The 24,988-nt window shown below is 39.6% G+C and carries 17 protein-coding genes; 11 read left to right on the top strand and 6 right to left on the bottom strand.

Annotated elements, in window-relative coordinates:
- Positions 1 to 6 precede the first annotated feature (6 nt).
- Positions 7 to 2,769, bottom strand: a complete 2,763-nt coding sequence (locus SY85_RS02485) for an outer membrane beta-barrel protein (RefSeq protein ID WP_066401646.1) — start codon at positions 2,767 to 2,769, stop codon at positions 7 to 9.
- 171 nt (positions 2,770 to 2,940) lie between these two features.
- On the opposite strand from SY85_RS02485, the gene glgB reads away from it, so the two are divergent.
- Both glgB and SY85_RS02495 read left to right on the top strand, forming a co-directional pair.
- Entirely contained in the window at positions 2,941 to 4,911 is a 1,971-nt protein-coding gene (glgB, locus tag SY85_RS02490; RefSeq protein WP_082886262.1) for a 1,4-alpha-glucan branching protein GlgB, read from the top strand.
- A 91-nt stretch (positions 4,912 to 5,002) separates the two neighbouring features.
- Complete coding sequence (locus SY85_RS02495) at positions 5,003 to 6,031, top strand: tetratricopeptide repeat protein (protein ID WP_066401647.1); 1,029 nt, start codon at positions 5,003 to 5,005, stop codon at positions 6,029 to 6,031.
- Between the two features lie 662 nt (positions 6,032 to 6,693).
- On the opposite strand, the gene argS is transcribed toward SY85_RS02495, so the two are convergent.
- On the bottom strand, positions 6,694 to 8,604 hold the full coding sequence (gene argS, locus SY85_RS02500) for an arginine--tRNA ligase (RefSeq protein WP_066401648.1): 1,911 nt from the start codon (positions 8,602 to 8,604) through the stop codon (positions 6,694 to 6,696).
- A gap of 120 nt (positions 8,605 to 8,724) precedes the next feature.
- Here argS and SY85_RS02505 point away from each other — a divergent pair, with 120 nt between their 5' ends.
- Positions 8,725 to 9,252 carry a GtrA family protein gene (locus SY85_RS02505; RefSeq protein ID WP_066401649.1) on the top strand — a complete coding sequence of 176 codons (528 nt, stop codon included), beginning with the start codon at positions 8,725 to 8,727 and terminating at the stop codon, positions 9,250 to 9,252.
- Here the strand turns inward: SY85_RS02505 and SY85_RS02510 are convergent.
- Positions 9,249 to 10,652, bottom strand: a complete 1,404-nt coding sequence (locus SY85_RS02510; RefSeq protein ID WP_066401650.1) for a DUF4403 family protein — start codon at positions 10,650 to 10,652, stop codon at positions 9,249 to 9,251. The genes SY85_RS02505 and SY85_RS02510 overlap by 4 nt on opposite strands.
- Positions 10,653 to 10,902: 250 nt before the next feature.
- Here SY85_RS02510 and dnaK point away from each other — a divergent pair, with 250 nt between their 5' ends.
- Positions 10,903 to 12,807 (top strand): molecular chaperone DnaK, encoded by a 1,905-nt coding sequence (gene dnaK, locus SY85_RS02515; protein WP_066401651.1) that lies wholly within the window; start codon positions 10,903 to 10,905, stop codon positions 12,805 to 12,807.
- A gap of 113 nt (positions 12,808 to 12,920) precedes the next feature.
- Positions 12,921 to 14,363, top strand: coding sequence for a vWA domain-containing protein (locus SY85_RS02520; RefSeq protein WP_066401652.1), 1,443 nt, complete (start codon positions 12,921 to 12,923; stop codon positions 14,361 to 14,363).
- Positions 14,364 to 14,418: 55 nt separating this feature from the next.
- Here the strand turns inward: SY85_RS02520 and SY85_RS25775 are convergent, their stop codons facing one another.
- Entirely contained in the window at positions 14,419 to 14,574 is a 156-nt protein-coding gene (locus SY85_RS25775) for a hypothetical protein (protein ID WP_193408747.1), read from the bottom strand.
- 166 nt (positions 14,575 to 14,740) lie between these two features.
- On the opposite strand from SY85_RS25775, the gene SY85_RS02525 reads away from it, so the two are divergent.
- The 6 genes from SY85_RS02525 to SY85_RS02550 all read left to right on the top strand — a co-directional run bounded on the left by SY85_RS02525 (position 14,741) and on the right by SY85_RS02550 (position 23,421).
- Positions 14,741 to 17,431: a 4-alpha-glucanotransferase gene (locus tag SY85_RS02525; protein WP_066401653.1), complete on the top strand. Its 2,691-nt coding sequence runs from the start codon at positions 14,741 to 14,743 to the stop codon at positions 17,429 to 17,431.
- A 2-nt stretch (positions 17,432 to 17,433) separates the two neighbouring features.
- Positions 17,434 to 18,477 (top strand): dipeptide epimerase, encoded by a 1,044-nt coding sequence (locus SY85_RS02530; RefSeq protein WP_066401654.1) that lies wholly within the window; start codon positions 17,434 to 17,436, stop codon positions 18,475 to 18,477.
- A gap of 116 nt (positions 18,478 to 18,593) precedes the next feature.
- Positions 18,594 to 19,469 (top strand): DUF6089 family protein, encoded by an 876-nt coding sequence (locus SY85_RS02535; protein ID WP_066401655.1) that lies wholly within the window; start codon positions 18,594 to 18,596, stop codon positions 19,467 to 19,469.
- A 50-nt stretch (positions 19,470 to 19,519) separates the two neighbouring features.
- The gene (porG, locus tag SY85_RS02540; protein ID WP_066401656.1) at positions 19,520 to 20,377 is read left to right on the top strand and encodes a type IX secretion system protein PorG; all 858 of its coding nucleotides are present in this window, start codon (positions 19,520 to 19,522) and stop codon (positions 20,375 to 20,377) included.
- A 30-nt stretch (positions 20,378 to 20,407) separates the two neighbouring features.
- On the top strand, positions 20,408 to 22,324 hold the full coding sequence (locus SY85_RS02545) for a menaquinone biosynthesis decarboxylase (RefSeq protein ID WP_066401657.1): 1,917 nt from the start codon (positions 20,408 to 20,410) through the stop codon (positions 22,322 to 22,324).
- 188 nt (positions 22,325 to 22,512) lie between these two features.
- A complete protein-coding gene (locus SY85_RS02550) occupies positions 22,513 to 23,421 on the top strand; it encodes a TraB/GumN family protein (RefSeq protein ID WP_066401658.1) in 909 nt (302 codons plus the stop codon).
- 33 nt (positions 23,422 to 23,454) lie between these two features.
- Here SY85_RS02550 and SY85_RS02555 read toward each other — a convergent pair whose 3' ends face one another.
- Positions 23,455 to 23,871 carry a nucleoside-diphosphate kinase gene (locus SY85_RS02555; protein WP_066401659.1) on the bottom strand — a complete coding sequence of 139 codons (417 nt, stop codon included), beginning with the start codon at positions 23,869 to 23,871 and terminating at the stop codon, positions 23,455 to 23,457.
- A gap of 75 nt (positions 23,872 to 23,946) precedes the next feature.
- A complete protein-coding gene (locus tag SY85_RS02560; RefSeq protein ID WP_066401660.1) occupies positions 23,947 to 24,867 on the bottom strand; it encodes a sterol desaturase family protein in 921 nt (306 codons plus the stop codon).
- Positions 24,868 to 24,988: the final 121 nt, after the last annotated feature.

Consider the following 24,988-nt stretch of genomic DNA (forward strand, 5'->3'; position numbering starts at 1 on the left):
CGTTAATTATTTTGATCCTGGCATTTTATTGAATGACCATTCGAATTTTAATAAGAAGTATTGACCTATACGCGAGAAGCGCTCTTCTGTAATGAAATTGCTGCTAATATTACGGTTGAAGCCTTTGTTCTGATCTAACAGGTCACGGGCTTCCAAAATGATCTTTCCGTCTTTTTTCTTAAAAATCTTTTTAGACAAGTTCGCATTCCACAGGATGATGTTGGTAGCCGGGGCAAAGGCATCCAATCCCTGCCGCAAATCAAAGTTGCAATCAGAGGTTAATTCTATTTTACCTGGCAACATCAACATACCACTTATATAACCACCATAAGATAAGTAGTTTGTCTTCCTTGTTCCATCATTGATAGAGCGAGTAGAAGAGAAGTTTTGAGCAATTTTTGGACGGAATTCAAAACTGTATTTCTCAGGATAATCGTAATAAAAGCTTAGGTTTAGATCAAAGCTTTTATAATCAGTCGTATTTTTTTCATCATTTAAAAAGTTGATATTACGTCCACCATTTGCATTAATTCCAATTCTACGGCCAAGCTTCTTCTCACCACCATTTTTTCCTATTTGACCCCATGTAAACCAATTATAGGTTCCGTTAACATTAACCGGGCGGGAGGTGCGTTTACCCGTTCTTAAATCTAGAGTGCTTGCAGTAGTAATTGCATTTGTTACCTTGTTGAAGCTGGCGCTAAAATATAAATTGCGGCCACTTAATACTTTATAACTATTGAAGAAGGTACTTAAACTATGATTAAAGCCTACTTTCAAGTTCGGATTACCTTCATAGATTGCCAATGGGTTGGTATTATCTTTTAATGGTTGTAATTGGTTGATGGACGGTTGTCGTGTAGTACCTCTATAATTAAATGACCAGTTGGTTTGTTGTTTAAATGCATAGTTGAAACTGGCTTGAGGTGTCAGGTTGAGGAAGTTATAGGTTGAATTTTCTTCACTATCCGCATTTAACAGCTTTAACTTAACTGAGGAAACTCCGGTACCAGCAGCAAAGCGTATCTTTTTGTCAGTATATCGCAGCACTGCCATGGTACTGTGTGAATACGCATCCATGTCAAAATTATTGCTGTAGTCTTCATTCCTAATGTCATATTTACCATTTCCACCTTCATTATATGTGTTCTGATAAGAAGAAGCATTATTCCGGTTGTACGCATAGTCCAATACAAGATTCATCTTTTTTGAAATGGGCTCACTAAATGTAACCTTGCCTCCAAGTGTTTGAGAGCGGCCATCAAAAAAGCGCATCTGGTCTACTAAGCCAACAGAGTCCATAATACCATCTTTGTTTGTATCATAGTCTGACCGGACATGTGAATAGCTCTCATTGTCATCTTCAGTTATACCAAAACGTAGTGTTGTCAACAACTGGCGATTCTTCTTCTTAAACAATTGCTTATATACTAGTGAGTTGTCATTTTGTATACGGGTGTTGTCATTCTCTCTCCTTTGGTTATCGATTCTTGTCAATAGATTGTCTTGAGTAAAGTCTCGATTGGTTTGCTCTCCACCATTTGTCATTTTGTATGTGGCACTGGTAGTAAACTTAAATGAAGTCAATGAATCCATTTTCCATTCATACTTGCCATTAATGGCATGTTGCTCGTTTAAGCCATACGAATTTGTTAAGCGATTTTCTAGAGTAGGGACTTTGTAAAAACCCTGCGTAAAGCCGGTGGCTATATTCTCTGTCTCTAAACGGTTGTACCGATAGGAGAGATTCACATTGTTCTTATCTGCATTCCACTTATTACTGAAAAGGCCGCCAACAGAGGTTGCTGTTGGCAAACCTCTCAAGCTCCAGTCGTTGAAGTCATCATTAGAACCATAGCTATAATAAAAACCACCAATTTCATCATACTCCATATCGTTTTCCATGCCAAGCTTCTCCCGATCCTCCCAACTCAAACTTCCAGTATTTATCCCTGTACGAGTTCCATAAAGTGCTACTTTCTTTTTACCTACAAAACGATTGTATAAAGCTTTGGCATCTACCAGATTGTCAAAATTACTGCCGGCAATTACCTTTCCAAAGGCACCTTTTTTGCTGTTCTCCTTGAGTTTAATATTGATCGTCTTTCCTTCCGTACCAGATGTAATACCGGTTAGTTGTTGCTGTTCTGTTTTGGTATCAAATACCTGCACTTTATCTACAGCCTTAGCTGATAGATTTTGAGTAGCCATGGTAGGATCGTCTCCAAAAAACTCTTCACCATCTACCAATACTTTGTCAACACGTTTGCCCTGTGCCGTTATCTCACCCTTGCTATTTACTTGGAAACCTGGTAGCTTTTTCATCAGGTCTTCTACAGTAGCACCTTCTTTTACCACAAATGAATCAGCATTGAATTCTGTAGTATCACCTTTGATCCGAATGGCTTGTCCACTGCGAATTACCACTTCTTTCAGTAATACACTTTTGGGAGTAAGGGATATTTGTCCAATGTCTTTTTGACCATCTTTCAACTCCACTTCATCTGCATAATCAGCAAATTTGGGGAATGTGATCAGTAAGATATACTTCCCCGGTTTTAGGTTTTGCAGGTCAAATGCACCGTTTTTGTCCGATCGGGTAAAACGAGCCAGTGTGCTATCGTTTTTGTGTAGTAGGGAAATAACGGCATTTGGTAGCGCACGCTTTTCTGAAGTATCGCGTAACGTACCTTTCAGACCTGTTTCTTGTGCATATAACGTTAGAGTAGAGGCTAAAAAAAATGCCAATAGCCCAATGAGTTTCTTCATAAACAGTTGTTCTGGTTTTATGACAACAAAATAAAGAGGTATTGATTTGGCAATTGCTAACTTTATGTTAACTGTAATTGTTTTGGATCAAGTAGGTTGACAAGCAAGATCAATTGAAAAAATAGAGGTACTGAAAATTATATTAAGGCTAAGTCACGCAAACGATAAAGTATGAACGACGAAAAGCACACGAGCAATAAGGTTATGCGTTACGAAGACGCCAATTTTGTTGATACCCAAAAACCGGTATGGAACTATTCTGTTTTTTACGATCATGATATAAACAACTTTCAAAACGGCACCCATTATTCGCTGTATGAAAAGTTTGGTTCCAGGCCCATGACCGTACTAGAAAAAGAGGGGTATTATTTTGCCGTATGGGCGCCAAATGCCACTAAAATAGCTGTAGTGGGCGATTTTAATGGTTGGGACTCACAAGCACACATTTTGTTTCCTCGTCTGGATCGAAGTGGCATTTGGGAAGGCTTTATTCCTGATATCTCTAAAGGCAGTCTTTATAAATATCATATTACAGGATATCATGGTCGCATTACATTAAAGGCAGATCCTTTTGCCAACTATGCAGAGCGGAGGCCTGCAACCTCATCCATAACCTGGAATTTTGACTATAAATGGAACGATAAGAAGTGGATGCAGGAACGCAAAAAACATAATGCACTTAATGCACCCTGGAGTGTGTATGAGCTGCACCTGGCTTCTTGGATGCGACCTGCTCGCCATGACGAGGAGAGTTATAACAATTATCACCAAATTGCTGAACACTTGGTGCCTTATGTCCAAGAAATGGGCTTTACGCATGTAGAGTTTATGCCTGTTATGGAATATCCATTTGATGGGAGTTGGGGATACCAAGTGACAGGTTTTTTTGCACCCACCTCACGGTTTGGTGAACCAGAAGGACTGATGCATCTTATAGACCAATTACACCAGGCAGGTATCGGTGTTATCCTGGATTGGGTTCCTTCTCACTTTCCAGCCGATGCACATGGTCTCTATATGTTTGATGGTACCCACACTTACGAATATGCTGATATGCGTAAGGGCTTCCATCCCGATTGGAATTCCTACATTTTTAATTATAAAAGAGGAGAGGTAAAATCCTTTTTGATCAGTAGCGCCCATTTCTGGTTTAAAAACTTTCATATTGATGGTGTGCGTGTTGATGCTGTTTCTTCCATGTTGAAATTGGATTATTCTCGTGAGGAAGGAGAGTGGGAACCAAATGAGTTTGGTGGAAACGGTAACTTGGAAGCCATTGCTTTTATAAAAGATCTGAACGAAACGCTGTTCCGCGACTTCCACGATATACAAACCATAGCAGAAGAGGCTACGGACTGGCCGGGTATCTCTAAGCCTACCTATGCAGGCGGATTAGGCTTTGGTATGAAATGGATGATGGGATGGATGCACGATACTTTAGATTTCTTTAAAGTAGACCCCTATTATCGAAAGAATTACCAGGATAAACTAACGTTTAGCATGATGTACTATTACGATGAGAACTTCATGCTGCCGTTGAGTCATGATGAGGTAGTGCATGGAAAGTCGCCCATGATCTATAAAATGCCGGGTGACGAATGGCAGAAGTTTGCCAACCTGCGACTAATGTATACCTATATGTGGACCCACCCTGGCGGGCGTTTGCTTTTTATGGGTGATGAGTTCGGGCAGACATCAGAGTGGGATTATCGAAGTGAACTGGACTGGTATCTCTTGGAGCATAAATACCATAAAGGGGTGCAAAGCTGTATAAAAGACTTAAACAGTATTCTAAAAGCCAGCCCTGCCTTGTTCAGTCGCCAATTTAGTGCGGGTGGATTTGAATGGGTGGATTTGAATCATCGACAGGAAAGTGTAGTGGTATATCTTCGTAAGGGAGAAAAGGTTGCTGATAATGTATTGGTGATACTAAACCTAACACCAGTGCCTAGACTGGATTGGGAAATCTATGTTAGCGATAAGAAGTATACAAAAGAGATCTTTAATAGTGATGCTGAAGACTATGGGGGCTCTGGCGATGTATATAACCCTAACATACACAATGAAATTGTTAACAGGAATGAAAAAACGTATAAAATCCTTGTCAACTTACCGCCTTTGGGGGGCATTATTCTAAAGTAAATACTTATTAAAAACAAATTATATTAGTAGTTGTCAAATTTGATTACCACTTTTGTAGTGTCCAGTATCCAAAACAACTTAACGGTATCCTATGCGAATCATTTTAGCTGTTGCATTTACGGCTTTCTCTGCCGCCGCTGCGTATGCGCAAACTGATAGTTCTACATTTTTCCTTCAAAAGGGTTTAGAAGAAAAAGGCAAAGGCCGGGCCATGGAAGCCTTCAAACAGTTTGATAAGGCCTATTCTTACAACAAGACCAATAAGGATGTAGTAAATGAATTAGCCAACTCGCTGTTAGGCTTACGTCGTTATGCACAGGCACGCGAAAAGTTCCTGGAACTTGAAAAGTTGGGTGACAAATCAGTTGATATTTACAAAAACCTGATGACGCTTTCTTTCAACATGCGTCAGTTTCCGGATGTTATCAAATATGCCGGCTTGTTAAAGCAGGCAAACCCCAATGAAAAAGTAGCCTTCTATATAGGTAAAGCCCATTACGAAAACGAGAATTATGGAGAGGCTATCAAGCAGCTTACGGTAGCTATGCAGGAAGATCCTACAAATGCAGAATCACCCTATATGATTGCCCGTGCGTATAGCGACATGAATAACAACAAGCTGGCTGCTCCTTTTTTTGAAAAAGCTATTGCCTTGCAACCAGACAATGCCCGTTGGATGTATGAACTGGGCTTAATCTATTATGCTATTCCCGACGATAAGAATTCTTTGAAGTATTTATTGATGGCGGGTGAAAAGGGCCTTAAACGAGATAATGAATACCTGGAGAATCTGGCCATTGCTTACTTAAACAACAAGCAGTTTGATAAAGGAATGGATATTTTGAAGGAATCTTTGAACCGCCGCCCTTCTGATATGAACCTGTTAAACATGATGGCAGAAGCCTGCTATGATACTAAGCGTTATGATGAAGCCATTGGCTATTGGGATAAGGTATTAGAGCTAGATAAACAAAACGCATCTGCCTTGTTTATGATCGGTATGAGCTACCAAAAGAAAGGCGAAAAGCAAAAAGGTATGGCGTTGTGTGATAAGGCTATAGAAATTGATCCAAGTCTTGCTAAAAACCGTCAGAAAATGGAAATGCCAGGCGGACTGTAGAATTGCCTGTGCACGCCCCCAACCCCTAAAGGGGAGGGCCTGCTCACCGCACTAAGCTAGTCAATGGCCATTGGTCAATAGTCATTGACTAGAACACAAAACCTGAAGTTCAAACGCTCTCATAATAAAAAAGCACTCCAATGATGGAGTGCTTTTTTTTGTGGAGGAAAACAAATCCTTATAGTAATCCTTCTGATCTTCCTAATCCCGGTTCATTCTTCCCTCAAGCTTCAGTCTTCCTTGCCTGCTATTCCTCAGCTCCTTCATAGCTACGCCTCTGTCCCTTCATGGTTACTCCGTATCCACTCCTTAGTTACTCCGTATGGAAGCCTACTTAACTCCGTATCAGAGCCCTTCCTTGCCCGGTATCTCTGCCATTCTACTCTTATACCCTGGGAAGATTATCTGTCAAAACAGCCATAAATAGTAGAAGAAAGTTTAATCCGAAGGAAAGAAAATGACCTATAAGAGTAGCTCTTAAAGATATAAAACACCCCACCAAAGACGTACTTTCATCATCGGCTAATCAGCAAATTCCTTCCTCTGTGTCGCCGTGGATCCCGACAACGCTGGCGCACCCCTTCAAGGTGCAAAAGTGCGCAACTGGCTTTCTCACGTTTGACGTTTCACGTCTCACGAAAAGCCTTTGTGATTAAAGTTATTTACATACGCTCCGGTACCCGAATACCTAACAACGCCATGCTGTTTTTAATAGTTGTGGCAGTCAGCTGGCAAAGCTGCAGACGTAAGGCTTTTTTTTCTTCGCTTTCGGCATTCATTACGGAGTGTTCGGTATAGAAAGTATTAAATGTCTTAGCTACATTAAACGCATAAACGGCAATTACGGATGGATTGTGTTCTTCGGCTGCTTCTTTTACTACGGTTCCAAATTGTTCCAATAACAACAACAATTCCTTCTCTAGCTTCATTAGTCCATTAAAACTGATCGGAGCGTTGCTTATAGGCTCCGCCTTGCGCAAAATAGATTTGATACGTGCGTGTGTGTATTGCACAAACGGACCAGTGAAGCCGTGGAAGTCAATGGACTCCTCTGGATTGAAGACCATCTTCTTCTTAGGATCTACACGCAATAAGAAGAACTTCAAGGCACCCAAGCCAATAATATCATAGAGCTCTTTTAGTTCCTCTTCGTTGAAGTCTTTCACTTTGCCACTTTCCTGAGTATGCTTGGCTGCAATGGCTACCATTTCATCTACAAGGTCATCGGCATCTACTACCGTACCCTCACGGCTTTTCATACGACCACTAGGCAGTTCCACCATGCCGTAGCTTAAGTGGTAGATACCATCGGCATAAGGCTTGCCTAGCTTTTGTAGAATCAACTTCAGCACCTTCATGTGGTAGTTCTGTTCATCACCAATAACATACACACTCTGATCGTAAGGAAACTCGTTGTATTTCTGATCAGCAAGACCGAGATCTTGTGTGATATATACAGAGGTGCCATCTTTACGTAGTACCAATTTCTCATCCAAACCATCAGCCGTTAGATCAATCCACACAGAGCCATCATCTTTACGGAAGAAGACACCTTGCTCTAATCCCTGCTCTACAAACTGACGACCTAATAAATAGGTTTGGCTTTCATAATAAGTTTTATCAAAGTCTGAGCCTATACGTTTGTATGTTTCATCAAATCCTTCATACACCCAGCCATTCATTTTATTCCATAGCTCCATTACTTCGGGCTTTCCGGCCTCCCAATCTACCAGCATTTGCTGGGTTTTTTTCATAATTGGAGTATTAGCCCGAATCAAATCTTTCAACTCATCTTCAAGTTTTGCTTTTTTCTCCTTATCCTTTTCATTTTTTCCATTCTCACCAATAGCATTTATTTTCTCTACAAGTTGATTTACTTTTTGTTTATCGATTTCTTTAAAATCTGTAAAGTCTTTATTCGAGATCTTTTGAGAAATCGTAGATGCTTCAGCTTTTATTTGATTTTCGCAACGTACATAATAATCACCTACAAAGTGGTCGCCTTTCATTCCTCTACTTTCTGGAGTCTCTCCATTGCCAAATAGCTGCCAAGCTATCATGCTCTTGCAGATATGTATTCCCCGGTCGTTAACAATACAGGTTTTCATAACCTCATTGCCGGTGGCTTTCAGAATTTCAGCTACAGACCATCCTAAGAAGTTGTTACGCAAGTGGCCAAGGTGCAAAGGTTTATTGGTGTTAGGAGAGGAGTACTCCACCATCACTTTAGTACTGCTTTTAGGACTATGGCCTAAATAGGCATTATTATAATCTTTTGAAAGGAAGTCTGTATAAAAGTTGTCTGCAACCGTCAAATTCAAGAATCCCTTGATGACGTTGAAGGCGGTAAACAGCTCTTTATTATTGTTTACCAGGTACTCGCCCAGTTCCTGGCCTATTTGTTCCGGCGCTTTGCGCAATTGTTTAATTAAGGCAAACAATACTACTGTATAATCACCTTCAAACTCCGGTTTGGTTTGGTTTACCAGCACATCATTGGCATTGGCTGATACTTGATAAACTTGTTCAATAGCTTTAGCTGTGGCTTCTTTTACCTGCGCAACAAGGCTCATGTCGTCTAAAATTTGGGCGCAATTTACTTAAACAAGAGCAGAGGGCCTGAGAACTCGCAAAGTGTCTTTAACGAAATCCTTACGGCTTTCTTTTCAGAACCCTTTATTTTCGCAACTCCAATGCGAGCGATACATTATAAAATACGTGCCTGGATTCTCCAGTTTATTGATTTATTCTATCCGTTGTTCAGACGTTTTATGACGTTGCAGATGTTTCGCTATGCTGCATGTGGAGGGGGAAATACAGTGCTAAGTATCTTATTATACTTCATCTCGTACAATTACATTTTGCAGAAGCAGATGGTACACCTAGAGTTTGTAACCATTTCACCGCATATCGCGGCCCTACTTTTATGCTTCTTTATTACGTTTCCTATTGGTTTTTACCTGAGTATGTATGTAGTATTTCAAGGATCGTTTCTACGTCGCCGTACGCAATTGTTACGTTACTTCATGGTTACCATTGCTTGTATGTTCCTGAATTATTTCTTCCTGAAATTATTTGTTGAAAAACTTTATTGGTATCCAACACCTTCCATGATGGTTACAACTGGACTTGTAGTATCATTCAGTTATTTCTCACAACGGTATTTTTCTTTTCGCCAACCAAGGGTGGTTACCAAAGCAGAGCAGAAATTCAATTTTTAGAATTTGAACTCCATCTGGCTTACCAATATATTCAGTTTACCAATACAGTTACTTCGAATTAGCAGATGTTCTGGCAATGCTTTTACGGCTGTAAGACTTAGATCCTGAATAGATCCAGAGCCACGGATACCTTTCGTCCATTCGCGATTTAACCACTCGTTCATGGTTTTAGAAGCAGTGTCATAATAGCTTTTCATGTCAATAGAAGTATATTTCTGGATCTCAGACATGATGCGTTTGTCAAAAAGCCACTTGGCTGTTTTCAATAAAAACGATTTGGTTTTTAAATCATAGCCAAACTCTTCCAACTCAATCTTTTTGGTTTCCGGGTTATAAGCGGGTTTACCTGTAAAATAAACTGTTCCCTTATATGAACCTTCAAAGTCTACTTCAAGGGCTAGTTTGTCTTGCAGATCGCTGTAAACTTTGCATTCTTTCACGATCACATGTTTATTAACCAGACCTTCTGACATTTCGAACCTTTGGCCTGCCATATAGCCATTGATAACCTTAGATAGGGAGTCATATTGTAATGCAGCTTCCAGGTTAATATTAAAGCCGTCTTTGTTAGCCGCAGGGGATAGGTTGGGTACAACACTTTGTACGGGTTGTGGCTTAATAAGCGTAACTACAGGAGTCGCTGATATGCCTATGGTTAGACTGAGCATATCATTTTGGGCACCAATTCTTTCCATACGTAATGCTTTAGGGTTGAGTGTAAAATAACCAATTGAAGGAACAGCATATACTTCGCTCAATTTATTCCAGGCCTGTTGCATATAGGGCCGTATATCAATATTGCCGAAACTGGTTTCCATTGTTTTTTTGGAGGCGTCCAGTTCTTTCTTAAGGCCATCCATTACTAAAGACGTAATATCCTGACCCCAAAAGCAAACAGTGCATTTATCCAGCGCTTGTGGTTCTTGTCGTACAATTTTAGCGTTTAGAATATGATTCGGTAAAAGTGTAAAGGTGCTGGAAAATCCAATATTCACTTTCCTGTCTCCCTCCTCAAATCCACAATTACAATCCGGAGTCCAGGGTGTAATTGTCGTGCCTCCAAGGCAGGCGCGGGTAGCTCCTGTAATTCTGTAATAGCCGGTAAAACCCAGATTAAAGGTAGTGCCAGTAGCTGAAATGCGGAAAGGCGAGCGCTTAAAGCGGTATTTATACCGGGTAGCACAGTCGGCTTGTACCCAGGCATTGGGATAGTTAGGTGATGTAAACAAGGTATCTACCTGCTTTTCAGCCATCGCAAATATGGGCTTTAGGTTGATGGATATAGGAATGTCTATTTCAGAAACGGGCAGGGAGTCCAGGTAAGATTTGGAAAGCTGTGCAGAAGCAGCTAATTGGAATACTAGTACAAAGAAAGTAAAAACAGATTTACAGTTAATCATAGTGTTACAATAATACGCCGGGATTTAAAAATGCGACGTTCGTTTTACCCACAGACCTGATTCAGGTTGTGCGTCTTTTTATGCATGTACTTGTCAGCTGCCTTTTGATCTTCTCATAATATGACATAGAAAGACTGAAAGGTTAACGGTAGAGATAGACAATTGGTGTCTAAAAACTGCCAAAATTGCACATAATTAGTGGCGGCATAATCATTGATATCCAAAAGAGGACATTAAATTCTTTAATTCAATGGGAAAAATAATAGGTATAGACTTAGGTACAACCAATAGTTGTGTAGCTGTAATGGAAGGCAACGAGCCAGTCGTTATTGCTAACGATGAGGGTCGTCGTACAACGCCTTCAGTAGTGGCTTTTTTAAAAAATGGTGAGCGTAAAGTAGGTGATCCTGCTAAACGTCAGGCAATTACAAACCCACAAAACACGATCATGAGTGTGAAGCGTTTTATGGGGCGCCGCTTTGAAGAAATTTCAGAAGAGAAGAGCCATTGGAGCTACAAAGTGGCACAAGGTGACAATAATACCGTTCGTATAGATATAGATGGCAGATTATATACTCCACAGGAAATTTCTGCAATGATTCTTCAGAAAATGAAGAAAACAGCTGAAGATTACCTGGGCCAGGAAGTAACAGATGCGGTAATTACTGTACCGGCCTACTTTAACGATGCTCAGCGTCAGGCTACTAAAGAAGCAGGTGAGATTGCTGGCTTAAACGTACGTCGTATTGTTAACGAGCCTACTGCTGCTGCATTGGCTTATGGTTTAGATAAACATGGTAAAGATCACCACATCGCTGTATTTGACTTGGGGGGTGGTACATTCGATATTTCTGTTTTGGAACTGGGCGATGGTGTATTTGAAGTAAAATCTACCAATGGTGATACACACTTAGGTGGTGACGACTTTGATAAAGTGATCATGGACTGGTTAGCAGAAGAGTTTAAAAAAGAAGAGAATGTAGATCTGCGTAAAGATCCGATGGCTTTACAACGCTTGAAAGAAGCAGCTGAAAAAGCTAAGATCGAATTGTCTTCTTCTTCTGAAACTGAAATCAACCTGCCTTATATTACTGCAGTTGATGGTGTTCCTAAACACTTAGTAAAGAAATTAAGCCGTGCAAAGTTTGAGCAACTGGCTGATACTTTATTTGAGCGTTGCTTGAAGCCTTGTGAGCAAGCTTTAAAAGATGCTGGTCTGAACGCTTCTCAAATTGATGAAGTGATCCTTGTAGGTGGTTCAACACGTATTCCAAAGGTTCAGGAAATTGTTGAGAAATTCTTTGGTAAGAAGCCTAATAAAGGAGTTAACCCGGATGAGGTGGTAGCTGTTGGTGCTGCTATTCAAGGTGCGGTATTGACTGGTGAGGTTAAAGATGTATTGTTGCTTGATGTTACTCCTTTAAGCCTAGGTATTGAAACAATGGGTGGCGTAATGACTCGTTTGATCGATTCAAACACAACAATCCCAACCAAGAAATCTGAAACCTTCTCTACTGCCAGCGATAATCAACCAGGTGTACAAATCCATGTATTACAAGGTGAGCGTCCAATGGCTTCTCAGAATAAGAGCCTAGGTATGTTTAACCTGGATGGTATTCCTCCAGCTCCTCGTGGTGTACCTCAGATTGAAGTAATTTTTGATATTGATGCTAACGGTATCTTACATGTTACCGCGAAAGATAAAGGCACTGGTAAAGAACAAAAGATCCGTATTGAAGCTGGTAGTGGTTTAAGTAAGGATGAAGTAGAAAGAATGAAAGCTGAAGCTAAAGCCAATGAGGCAACGGATAAAGCAGAAAAAGAAAAAGTAGAAAAGATCAACCAGGCAGATAGCTTAATCTTCCAAAGTGAAAAGCAGCTGAAAGAGTTTGGTGACAAGATCCCAGCTGATAAGAAAGGTAATATTGAGTCGGCTTTAAATACGCTGAAAGAGGCTCATAAGACTGGTGATCTGACGCAGATAGACAGTGCTGTTACAGCTTTGAATACAGCTTGGACAGCTGCGAGTGAAGAAATGTATAACGCTTCTCAACAAGCTGGTGGTGGCCAACCTGGCGGAAACGAAGGCGGTCAGCCACAATCTGGCGGTGGCTCTGAAAATGTACAGGACGCCGAGTTTGAAGAAGTGAAATAATTCTTTGAATTCATTAATTCATATTGTTTTGTTTAAAGCCCACAGGTCATCTGTGGGCTTTTTTATTAGTTTTATTGTACCGTCCTATAGCTTATAGAACCTAAACAACTGCTATGAAAACAAAGACCTTCTCCTTTTTATTGTTGCTATCTGCCTTTTGGGGGTTAGTTGCATTTACTCACTCAACAGCATCGTCATTTTCTAATACTATCAATGGAGTTGATACTTTTCCTTTTATAGCCAGCCTGAAAGAATTTAAAGGTAAAACCATTACTTCCTCTCATGGGGCTGTTATGTTTTCAAGTGGCTTACACAATGATTACTTTATTGCCGATTCTCTAAACAAGATTGGATACCTGTATGTAGAAACAAAGCTGGGTGCATTTGTTAACCAAAATGCCGAACGGCTGCCTTTAAACATATCTATAGTTATAGACAGAAGTGGCTCAATGGCTGGCGCTAAAATGAAATATGCTAAAGAGGCAGCAAAGACGATTATTGATAAGTTGACTGCAGAAGACTATGTATCTATAGTTATATATGATCATGAAGTAACATTGATTCAACCTGCTGTACATCCTCTTTTAAAAGACTCCATTAAAAAGAAGATTGAAGCTATAGAGGAACGCGGATCTACTAACCTTTGGGGGGGCAGTGAAAAGGGATATGAGCAAGTGAAAAGCAGCTTTAAACCATCTTTCGTCAACCGGGTATTGTTAATCAGTGATGGATTAGCCAATAGCGGGCTCACTAATTCAAGGATCATACAAAACAAAGTGCGTCAATATAAAGATGAAGAAGGAATCACCTTATCCACGTTTGGTGTAGGTCTGGATTATAACGAAGTGTTGATGACTGACATGGCAGAAAGCGGATCGGGGAATTATTATTTTATTAATGACTTAGATAAAATGGCTTCCATCTTGGAAAATGAGATCAATGGATTGTCCAAAATTGCAGCTAAGGATGCCACACTAACTATTTCTATTCCTGCCGGCATTGATGTGCTGAAAGTATATGCCTATAAAGCCGACGTAAAAGGGAATACAATAACCATAAAGTTTCGTGACCTTTTTGCTAATGACACGAAAGGAGTTTTGATCCAATTTCTGCGTCGCAGTGATACGGGTATGCCATATGTCTTTACATCCAAGCTGGGTTTTACAGATGTAAAAACAGGCTCAGTTGAACAACTAGAAAATAAAAATATCTTTCAAACCACGCTACTGAAAGATGAGCTAATCACTCACTATAATAGAGCTGTCCTGGAGCAAACGGTATTGTTTCAATCCAATGAAGCATTGGAAAAAGCCATGTTGGAGGCGGATAAAGAGTTGTATGAAGGAGCCCGGCAGTCATTAAAAAGGAATGAAGCTTATCTCTCACTTCATCAGCCGCTGGTTAAAACCTCAACAGAATTGCAGAAAATGGACTCAGCCAATAGAGCTTATTATAATCAGTTATTGCAGGCAGAGCAAATGAATGCGGATACTATAAAGCTTATGCAGAAGGCAAATAGAGCAGCTTCTTATAAAATACGAGCAAAAAAGAGCTAGAAATTAAAAAGCCCTGATATAAGCAGGGCTTTTCTATAAAAAGGTAATAATTGGCTTAAACAATATCCATTGCTAATACAAAGAATGTAGTAACAAATGGAATAATCAATGTTAACCATTCCCAATGAGCAAAAATTGCAAATAGTAAAGCTGCAGTTGAAATAAAGAATAATAACCAGTATATGCCTGTAGATTTCTTTTTTACTTCCATTGAAAATAAGTTTTTGCAAAAGTAGGGGAGAAAAGTCAAAATAAATCTCTCTAAACTATTGGATTTCTTTTCTTACACTTGTACATAACGTTTCTTATTTTCGCCTTCTATTGTGTTTTTAGTACACAAGAGCTCATCATCCAAACGATTGCATAATTCCAAACGAATGAAGATCGATTTTTACATACGGTTTCGTACGAAATTCGGTGAATCGCTTGCTATTACAGGCAACTTACCTGTATTGGGTAATCAAGATGTTACCCAGGCGTTACCAATGGAGTTTCTAAATGAAGAATTTTGGCATGCTTCCATTGATCTTGACCCTGCTTTGCTGACGAAACTGCACTACCAGTATGTTTTTACTACTGATAATGGCGAAGTAATAAAGGAAGAGGAAAAATTCCGGCAAATCGATCTGGAGACAATCAATCAGAAACATATTGTTCTTATAGATACCTGGAATCATGCAGGATCATTTGAAAATGCCTTTTATACAGCACCATTTAAAGAGGTTTTCTTTACGCAAAAACAGAACTATAAACCTAAAAAGGCAAAAGGAGCTACCCATTTTTTTAATGTAAAAGCACCGCTGTTACAGCCTAATGAAGTGATTTGTTTGTTAGGTAACACAGAGCCCCTAAATAATTGGCAGACAGAAGCACCTATTATTCTTGAAAAAAATGGCGACTGGTGGACCACAGCGGTCAACCTTTCAGATTCGGCTTTTCCGGTTGTTTATAAATATGGTGTTTTTGATACGAAGCAAGGAATCTTTGTTCATTTTGAAGAAGGTGAGAATCGCACCATTCATATAGCTGATTGTACAAATCGGTTAACAATCCTTCACGATGGGTTCACGCAATTACCCAATAATACCTGGAAAGGTGCTGGTATAGCCATTCCTGTCTTCAGCCTACGTAGTAATAATAGTTATGGCGTTGGCGAATTTTCAGATATTAAGTTATTAGCTGATTGGGCTTCAAATACAGGCTTTAAACTGATTCAGCTGCTACCTGTTAATGATACTTCTGCCACTATGACCTGGCAGGACAGTTATCCATATGCAGCTATTTCTGCGTTTGCCCTTCATCCTATCTATATTAACTTAAGTAAGGTCGCGGGAAAACGTTTTGCGAGTGCTTTAAAATCTGCTCTAAAAAAACAAAAGCAGTTAAATAGCTTACCTGAAGTTGACTATGAGGAAGTTATGCATTATAAAATGCAGGCTTTACGAGAATTGTACACATTAGATGAGAACGCTTTCCTACAAGAGAAAGAATTCAAAGATTTTTTTGGGGAAAATGCCAGTTGGTTGAAGTCCTATGCTGCGTTTTGCTTATTGCGTGATAAGTGGGGTACCTCGGATTTCAATAAATGGAAATCACATTCTGTCTACAATGCGGAAGAGGTTGAAAAATTAGCTTCACCAAAGAACAAGTCGTCTAAAGAAATCCGTTTCTGGTATTTTGTACAATATCATTTACATCTTCAATTAAAAGATGCGGCTTCGTACGCACATAAAAAAGGGTTAGCGCTAAAAGGTGATATTCCTATTGGTATTTATAGATATGGTGTTGATGCCTGGGTAGCACCTGAGCTTTATCATATGGAAAATCAGGCAGGTGCTCCTCCTGATGATTTTGCAGTGAAAGGGCAAAACTGGGGTTTCCCAACCTATAATTGGAAACGCATGCAGGAGGACAACTTTGAATGGTGGCGCCAACGCTTCCATCAAATGAGTAACTACTTCGATGCGTTCCGTATTGATCACATTCTTGGCTTTTTCCGTATTTGGAGTATTCCATTAGATGCAGTTGAAGGCATTTTAGGCCGCTTTGTTCCAGCCTTACCAGTAATGGTAACCGAGTTGGGAGAAAAAGGTATTTGGTTTGACTACGAGCGGTATTGCAAGCCTTACATCACGGATGCAGTACTTGATCAGATTTTTGGAGAGTTGGCTGAAACCGTAAAAACGCAGTTTCTTCAGCCAAATGAAAATGGACGTTATAATTTGAAGGAAGGTTTTGATAACCAGAAAAAAATTGAAGATTACTTCTCTGGATTAGAAGAAACTTCGGACAATAACCTACTTAAGAATGGGCTATTTGATTTAGTTACCAATGTGCTTTTCTTTGAAGAACCTGGATCAAATCGTAAAGCGTTACACTTCCGTATTTCAATAGATAATATTACCTCCTTCCAGCACTTGGATGAGCAAACAAGAGCAAAGCTAAAAGAGCTATATATCGATTACTTCTATCATCGCCAGGATGAATTCTGGAAGCATGAAGCTATGGGTAAGCTTCCTGCTTTAAAAGAAGCTACAGATATGCTTATTTGTGGTGAAGATTTAGGTATGGTACCGCATTCTGTACCACAGGTTATGCAAAACTTGGGAATTCTAAGTTTAGAAATCCAGCGGATGCCCAAAAATCCTGCAACGGAGTTCTTCCATCCAAGCGATGCACCTTATTTATCTGTAATTACGCCATCTACCCACGATATGAGTACTGTCAGGAGTTGGTGGGAAGAGGATTCAATAAGAACGCAACGCTTTTTTAATACGATCTTAGAGTCACCTGGTGAGGCGCCTGCTCAGTGTGAAGCGTGGGTAAGCAGAGCTATTATTTTACAGCATCTGTATTCTCCTGCTATGTGGTCTATTTTCCAATTACAGGATCTGTTTGGAATCAATGAAACCCTGCGTCGTGATAATCCTGATGAAGAACGGATTAATAATCCTGCTAACCCTAAACATTACTGGCGTTATCGCATGCATATTCCATTAGAGCAACTAATAAAAGAAACTACCTTTAACGAAGAACTGAGAGACTACATCATCCATAGCAACAGATAAAAATGAAAGTATCCTATAAAACGTATAATCTTAAATTCAAACATCCTTTTGGGATATCAAAAGGCACAAAGACACATCAGCCCTCTATTGTAGTTGAACTAGAGCATATGGGCTGGAAAGGCTATGGTGAAGCACCTGCCATTACGTATTATGATGTTACGGTAGAAAAAATGGCGCAGCATCTGGAGTTTAAAAAGCTGATGGTAGAGAAGTTTGCTTTTACTGATCCAGAGCGCTATTGGCACTACTTACATCATTTATTTCCTAATAATCCTTTTTTAGTATGTGCGTTAGACATTGCAGGATGGGATTTATGGGGTAAAATGAGAGGTAAGCCCTTAAAAGAGTTTTGGAAACCTGCACACCCTAAATCTCCAGTTACGGATTATACTATTGGGATTGATACGATTGATAAGATGGTATCTAAAATGCAGGAAAAGCCCTGGCCTATTTATAAGATAAAATTAGGTACCGCCAATGATATTGCGATCATTGAGGCTTTACGAAAACATACCGATGCTACTTTTCGCATAGATGCTAATGCTGCCTGGAAGGCTGATGAAGCACTAGAAAAGATAAATGCCTTTAAGGATTTAGGTGTTGAGTTTATTGAACAACCTTTGGCGAAAGATGACTGGGAGGGAATGAAGTTATTGTTTGAAAAATCACCTTTACCACTTGTTGCAGATGAAAGCTGTGTGTTTGAGCAGGATGTTGACAAATGCCTGAACCATTTTCATGGTATCAATATAAAATTGACAAAATGTAGCGGTATTACGCCTGCACTGCGAATGATCGATAGAGCGCGTGAGCTGAATATGAAAGTAATGGTAGGTAGTATGAACGAATCTACTTTAGGTTCAGCTGCTATAGCACACTTAATGCCTTTGATTGATTATGTAGATGTAGATGGACCTTTATTATTAGAAGAAGATATTGCTACAGGTTTAACCTATAATTCAGATGGTACTGTATTTACTTCAGCATCTCCGGGTTTAGGGATAGAATATGCTGGTCTTTATCAAAAAGAAAAAGCTCCTCTTTAAGGAGCTTTTTCTTTTTGAAACCTTGAGAAAACAGGGCTGATATAAAATTTCCAACTTCACATACCAAAGCCCGCATTAAAGCGTTATAAGTATTTTACCCTAACGCCGAACCCTTTGTGAAATACATTACTGTATTATTTCTTTCTTTTATTAGCCATCAGCTAATTGCACAAGACGTTGATAAAGGCTGGCATGTAGGTCTTTTGGGAGGCCTTGTTAACTATCAGGGAGATCTGCAACCCAATAGTTTTTCCTTTGAACGTTCTCAGTTTTTAAGTCAAGCCTGGATTCGTAAAAATCTAAACAATAGAATAGCTGTTAAAACGGGTATTGGTATTGGGCTGATCACAGCAGCAGATAAATACAATCGTGATTATTTGCAGGTACGCAACTTAAGTTTTCAAACTAATATCAAAGAAGCCTTTTTAAATCTTGAATTAGCAATTTTAGATATCCAGCGTTCGCGTTGGACACCATATGGTTATGGAGGAATAGCTGCTTTTCATTTTGATCCATATGCATATGATCAAACGGGCAATAAGATTTACCTGAAGCCTTTAAGCACAGAGGGCCAGGGAATAAGTGACTTTCCGGATCGTAAACCATATAAGTTAACCCAAATGGCATTAGGTTTTGGAGGAGGCGTACATTTCCTGGTTGGAGAAGGCCTAACGGTTAGTCTGGAGACAGGGCAACGGAAAACATTTACTGATTATTTAGACGATGTGAGCGACAGTTATGTAGATAAGGATAAACTACTGGCTGCCAGAGGAACAAAAGCAGTAGAGTTGGCATTTAGAGGCGATGAATTAAACAGCAATATTCCTTATCCAGCTCACGGTGAACAACGCGGTACTCCTAAAGAAATGGACTGGTACTATTACATTGGTTTATCAGTTGAAGTAAACCTTTCAAAAACCAATTATTTGCTTTCTTCTATTTTCAATGGAAGAAAAGAAAATAATTATACTCGGTGCCCTTCAGTTTTTTGAATGTTTAATGAAATGGCCTAAAATTTGTTAACGTGTGCGTAAAACGCATCATGCGCATCGTACATACCCTTTGCTTTTTACTTCTTACTCAATTCGCCTTCTCTCAATCTTTTCATGTTGGATTATTTGGTGGCATTAGTAATTACCAAGGAGACCTGATAGATAAATATTATATAGGGAAATTGACCAAGCCTGCAATTGGTCTAACAGGAATGTACGATATATCAGATCGTGTTAGTTTAAGAGCTGGACTAACCTTTGCCAAGATTGCCGGTAGTGATAAATATATTTCAAAGGATTATTTAAAGGCGCGTAACTTAAGCTTTGAATCAAAAATAACGGAGTTCAGCCTGTTAGGGGAGTTTAATGTATTTAACCTTAACAGTATCCGCTGGACGCCCTATATTTTTGGTGGATTGGCTGTATTTAAATTCAACCCTTACACCTATGATACTACTAATACAAAATACTTTTTAAAACCCCTTAGCACTGAAGGTCAGGGGCTTGATCAATATCCTGGAAGCAAGCCATATAGCTTGACGCAGTTTGCTATTCCTTTTGGTGGAGGTATTAAATATGCATTATCTGATCGTGTACGTATCGGGTTAGAAGTAGGATTCCGCAAAACCTTTACCGATTATTTGGATGACGTGAGCACTAACTATGCAGATGCAGCTGATCTTTTAGCCGCCAAAGGCGCAAAAGCTGTGGAATTAGCTTACAGGGCTGGTGAATTACCTGGAGGAAATACAACTTACCCAGCTAAAGGCGCACAGAGAGGCGGTTCAAAGGAACATGATGTTTATTATTTCACTGGCCTGCATTTAACCTACCGCCTGGGTGGAGGTGATGGCTTTATGGGCGGTGGTAATAAAAAAGGTTTAGGTTGCCCGGTTGTTAGACCATAGCTTCTCTTTGGTTGTTACCTTTGCAACCGCATGGCTTACAAAAATCTTCAGCAGTTTATTCAAGTATTAGAGCAGGAAGGGGAATTAGTGCGTATCAAAGCATTTGTTGACCCTCACTTAGAGATCGCAGAAATTACTGATCGCATTAGCAAAACACCCGGAGGGGGAAAGGCGCTTCTTTTTGAAAATACAGGTTATGACTTTCCTGTACTCATGAATGCGTATGGTAGTGAGAAGCGTATGTGCCTGGCTTTGGGCGTAAAGCATTTAGATGAAGTAGCTGAAGACATTGAACATTTATTTCAGTTACTTGCTTCTCCTAAAGAAAGTATACTGGATAAGCTAAAGCTATTGCCTAAACTAGGGCAATTCGCTTCCTGGATGCCGAAAGTGAAAGCAGGTAAAGGAGAATGCCAGGAAGTAATTATAAAGGATAATCCCGATATCACAAAGCTCCCCGTTATTACTTGCTGGCCAAAAGACGGTGGGCCGTTTGTAACCTTACCAATTATTAATACCAAAGATCCAAATACAAATGCCCGTAACGTAGGCATGTATCGTATGCAGGTATTTGGACCAACACTAACCGGTATGCATTGGCATAAGCATAAGGTATCTGCCAAGCATTTCAACGAATATAAAAAGTTAGGTAAGAAGATGCCCGTAGCCGTAGCGCTTGGTGGAGATCCTGCCTATGCTTATTCCGCAACAGCACCGTTGCCTGAAAATGTTGACGAGTACATGTTGGCTGGCTTCTTACGCAAGAAGAAAGTGGAGTTAGTTAAATGCATTACGCAACCTGAAATAGAAGTGCCTGCTGACGCTGACTTTGTTATAGAAGGATATGTAGATCCTAATGATGAGTTGATATGGGAGGGCCCATTCGGCGATCATACAGGCTATTACTCTTTACCTGATTGGTATCCTCGTTTTCATATTACCTGTATCACGCACAAGAAAAATGCTGTTTATCCAGCTACCATTGTTGGTATTCCGCCACAGGAAGATGCATGGTTAGGAAAAGCCACTGAACGCATTTTCCTGGCTCCAATGAAGATGACAATGGTTCCTGAGATCTTGGATATGGATATGCCAGTAGAAGGCGTATTCCATAACCTAGTTATTGCACAAATTAAAAAGGAATATGCCGGACAAGGTCAAAAGGTGATGAACGCGATGTGGGGTGCTGGGCAAATGATGTTTAATAAGATCTTAGTCATAGCTGATGAAGGTGTGAAGATCCAGGATTACGAAGCGTTGACACGTTATGTATTTAAGAATTTAAATCCAGCAACCGATTTCTATTTTTCACAAGGCCCAATGGATGTATTGGATCATAGCTGTAGCAAGTTAGGCTTTGGAGGTAAAATGTGTATTGACGGTACCTTTAAACACGATGAAGAAAAGGATGAAACTTTTGATTTGAAAATTCAATCTGCTGATTTGAATATCCTTAAGGAAAGGTTTTCGGAGATCAGTTCATTGAATGTCTCTTTATTAAAGAAAGATATTCCTGTATTAATGGTTGCCTTAGAAAAGAACCGGAAAGGGCATGTACGCGAGTTACACCAGGCTATCTGTGAGCATAAAGAAGTAGAAGGTATAAAGTTGATCTTATATGTTGAACATACTGTTGATGCCAATGATTTGGGAATTGCTCTTTGGCGCTTTTGCAATAACCTTGATCCTAAAAGAGATTACAACTTGGTTCAACGAGCATCGCTTATACAGCCAGATCATCAGTTTGCATGCATGGGATTGGATGGTACACGCAAAACGAAAGAGTTTGACAACTTTCAACGCGATTGGCCAAACATCATTATTGCTGATGAGAGTACCATAAAATCTGTAGACCAAAAATGGGATCAATTAAATCTGGGGCAATTTATTCCCTCTCCATCCCTGAAATTCCAAGGTCAAGTGTATGGTTCTGAAGCAATGGTATAGTAATCTATAGGCTATAATTGTAATTTTACTTTGTTGCCAAGGAATTCAACCCGGCATAGCTATTGAATTGCATATTTAAATCATTAGTTGGAGATATTGTTTTTAAAATACAGGCATGGCTCTTTTACATTCCACCTGGCTACACCAATTATTGATGTAAATGTTTATTTACTCCTAAATAATTTACCATGAAGCGGATGATTTTGTGGGTAACTACTACATTACTCTGCGTGTCCTGTTTCTCTCAAACCGTTGATAAGAACAATACATTGCTTTGGCGTATCTCCGGCAAAGATTTAAAAACGCCTTCTTATTTATTCGGTACCATACATATGCTGTGTGGCGATGATGTATTTGTTAGCGACAGTTTAAAGTCCGCTATAAAGCAAGCTGATAAAGTTTACTTAGAACTGGACATGGATAACATGTTTGAGTTAATAAGTGTGATGAGTAAAATGAAAATGCGTGGTGATACTACTCTTGCTCAATTACTGAAACCAGAAGAGTATGAAAAGGTCAAAGCCTTTTTTACAACCAATAAGGGTTTTATTCCTTTCTCCATGCTGGAGACTTATAAGCCTATGTTAGCGGCTTCCACACTCATGCAGAATTCTGTTGATTGTAGCCATCCCATGGCTATGGAGCAACTTATAATGAAAGAAGCCAAACATGAGGGTGTTGGAATAAAGGGGTTGGAAACGATGGCCTTTCAAATGAGTATTTTCGACAGTATTCCTTATGGGATACAAGCAAGACAACTACTGAATTACGTTGAGAACTACGAAAAAAAGGATGATAATAAAGAGTTTGAAGAACTAACCAAAGCCTATAGAAATCAAGACCTCAAATTGCTTGAAGAATTAACAGAAAAGGAAGATGCCGGTGTTGAAAAGTTCACAGAGATCATGTTGTACAGGCGTAATGAAGATTGGACTCAGAAGTTAAGCCTAATCATGCCCAATGGTCCAATTGTAGTAGCTGTAGGAGCTGGTCACTTACCAGGAGAGAGAGGCGTTATCAACTTGTTACGCAAAGCAGGATATAAAGTGGAACCCGTTGAAAACAAAATGATCAAAAACTACGAAAAGACATTATAAAGAAAAACCCCGCAAGAAGCGGGGTTTTTAGTATTAGAACTGCTCCAGTCCGGAGAAGAAGAAGTTACCTTCAATTTGTGCGTTTTCATCGCTATCGCTACCGTGTACAGCATTCTCGCCAAGAGAAGTAGCAAATAATTTACGGATTGTACCTTCATCAGCTTTTGCTGGGTCAGTTGCACCAATCAGCGTTCTGAAATCAGCTACAGCGTTTTCTTTTTCTAAAATAGCTGCAATGATAAGTCCGCTGCTCATAAATTCAACTAGCTCACCATAGAAAGGACGCTCTTTATGCACTGCATAAAACTCACCAGCTTTCTCCGTAGTTAAACGAGTTTGTTTTAAAGCTACAACACGGAAACCCGATTTAATAATCTTATCCAGGATAGCACCAGCGTGACCATTTTTCATGGCATCTGGCTTAATCATCGTAAATGTTCTATTGCTCATTACTGTTATAATTTTCGGCGCAAAGGTAGGGCGATAGCAATAGAATTCATAGAAAAAGAGCGATTATAACAGCATTTAAACGCTTTCTTTGGCGCTTGGCAGGCTCGTAGTTGATTTATTTGCTTGCGACGAGACAGTTTGATTGCGTAATTGCTTCGTTGTCAGAGTGCTGCTATCATGACTCCATCCGGGTGATTCAAAGAAATAACGAAATCGGTTTTTCCAGGATGGGCAGTCTTTAGCACTTTTAATCAACTCTCCCCATGTTTTAAAAGCAATAACAGCAGGATTGAAAGAATGAATGTTTTTTGTAAGTCCATAGGTTGGACGTTCTTCTTCTTTTTGGAAGGTGCCAAATAAGCGGTCCCAGATGATTAACACACCTGCATGATTCTTATCAAGGTATTTTAGATCACTCCCGTGATGTACGCGATGATGGGAGGGCGTGTTGAATAAAAACTCAATTGGCTGGGGAAGTTTGTTAACCGTTTCCGTATGAATCCAAAATTGGTAGATCAGACTTATTTGTTGCATAAATAACACCCATATAGGATGAAAGCCTACGAGAGGCATCCATGCCCAAAATAAGAATGAACCAGTGGCATTGCCTGTCCAGGTTTGTCGCAAAGCTGCCGCCAGGTTATATCTTTCAGAGGAATGGTGTACAACATGAGAGGCCCAAAACCAGTTGACAGAATGGGCAATCCGGTGAAACCAATAATAGGAAAAATCGTCAGCCAGGAAGAGTAATAGCCAAAACCACCATACCTTTTCGTTTAACTCAAATAGCCGAAACTTGTAAATAAAGGTGAACAAACCAAAGATCATGACCTTGGTAAGAAAGCCTACTAATACATTGCCTATTCCCAGTCCTAAACTGGCAAACGTATCTTTTACTTCATACAAATGCTTGTTTTCTTTATAAGAAAACCATGCTTCTATAGATAATAGAAGAATAAAACCGGGAATGGCGTAAAGTAAAATGGCAGGAGGCATATAGCAAGTAAAACCAAATTTAATTGAAGTTTTGAAGGAATAGAAGCATTATCTATTCTTTAAGACCTCAATAACCAGCTAAAAAAGTAGGAATAAGAAGAGTAAGATGTATAAAGAAAAA

The organism is Flavisolibacter tropicus (assembly GCF_001644645.1).
GTDB lineage: Bacteria > Bacteroidota > Bacteroidia > Chitinophagales > Chitinophagaceae > Flavisolibacter > Flavisolibacter tropicus.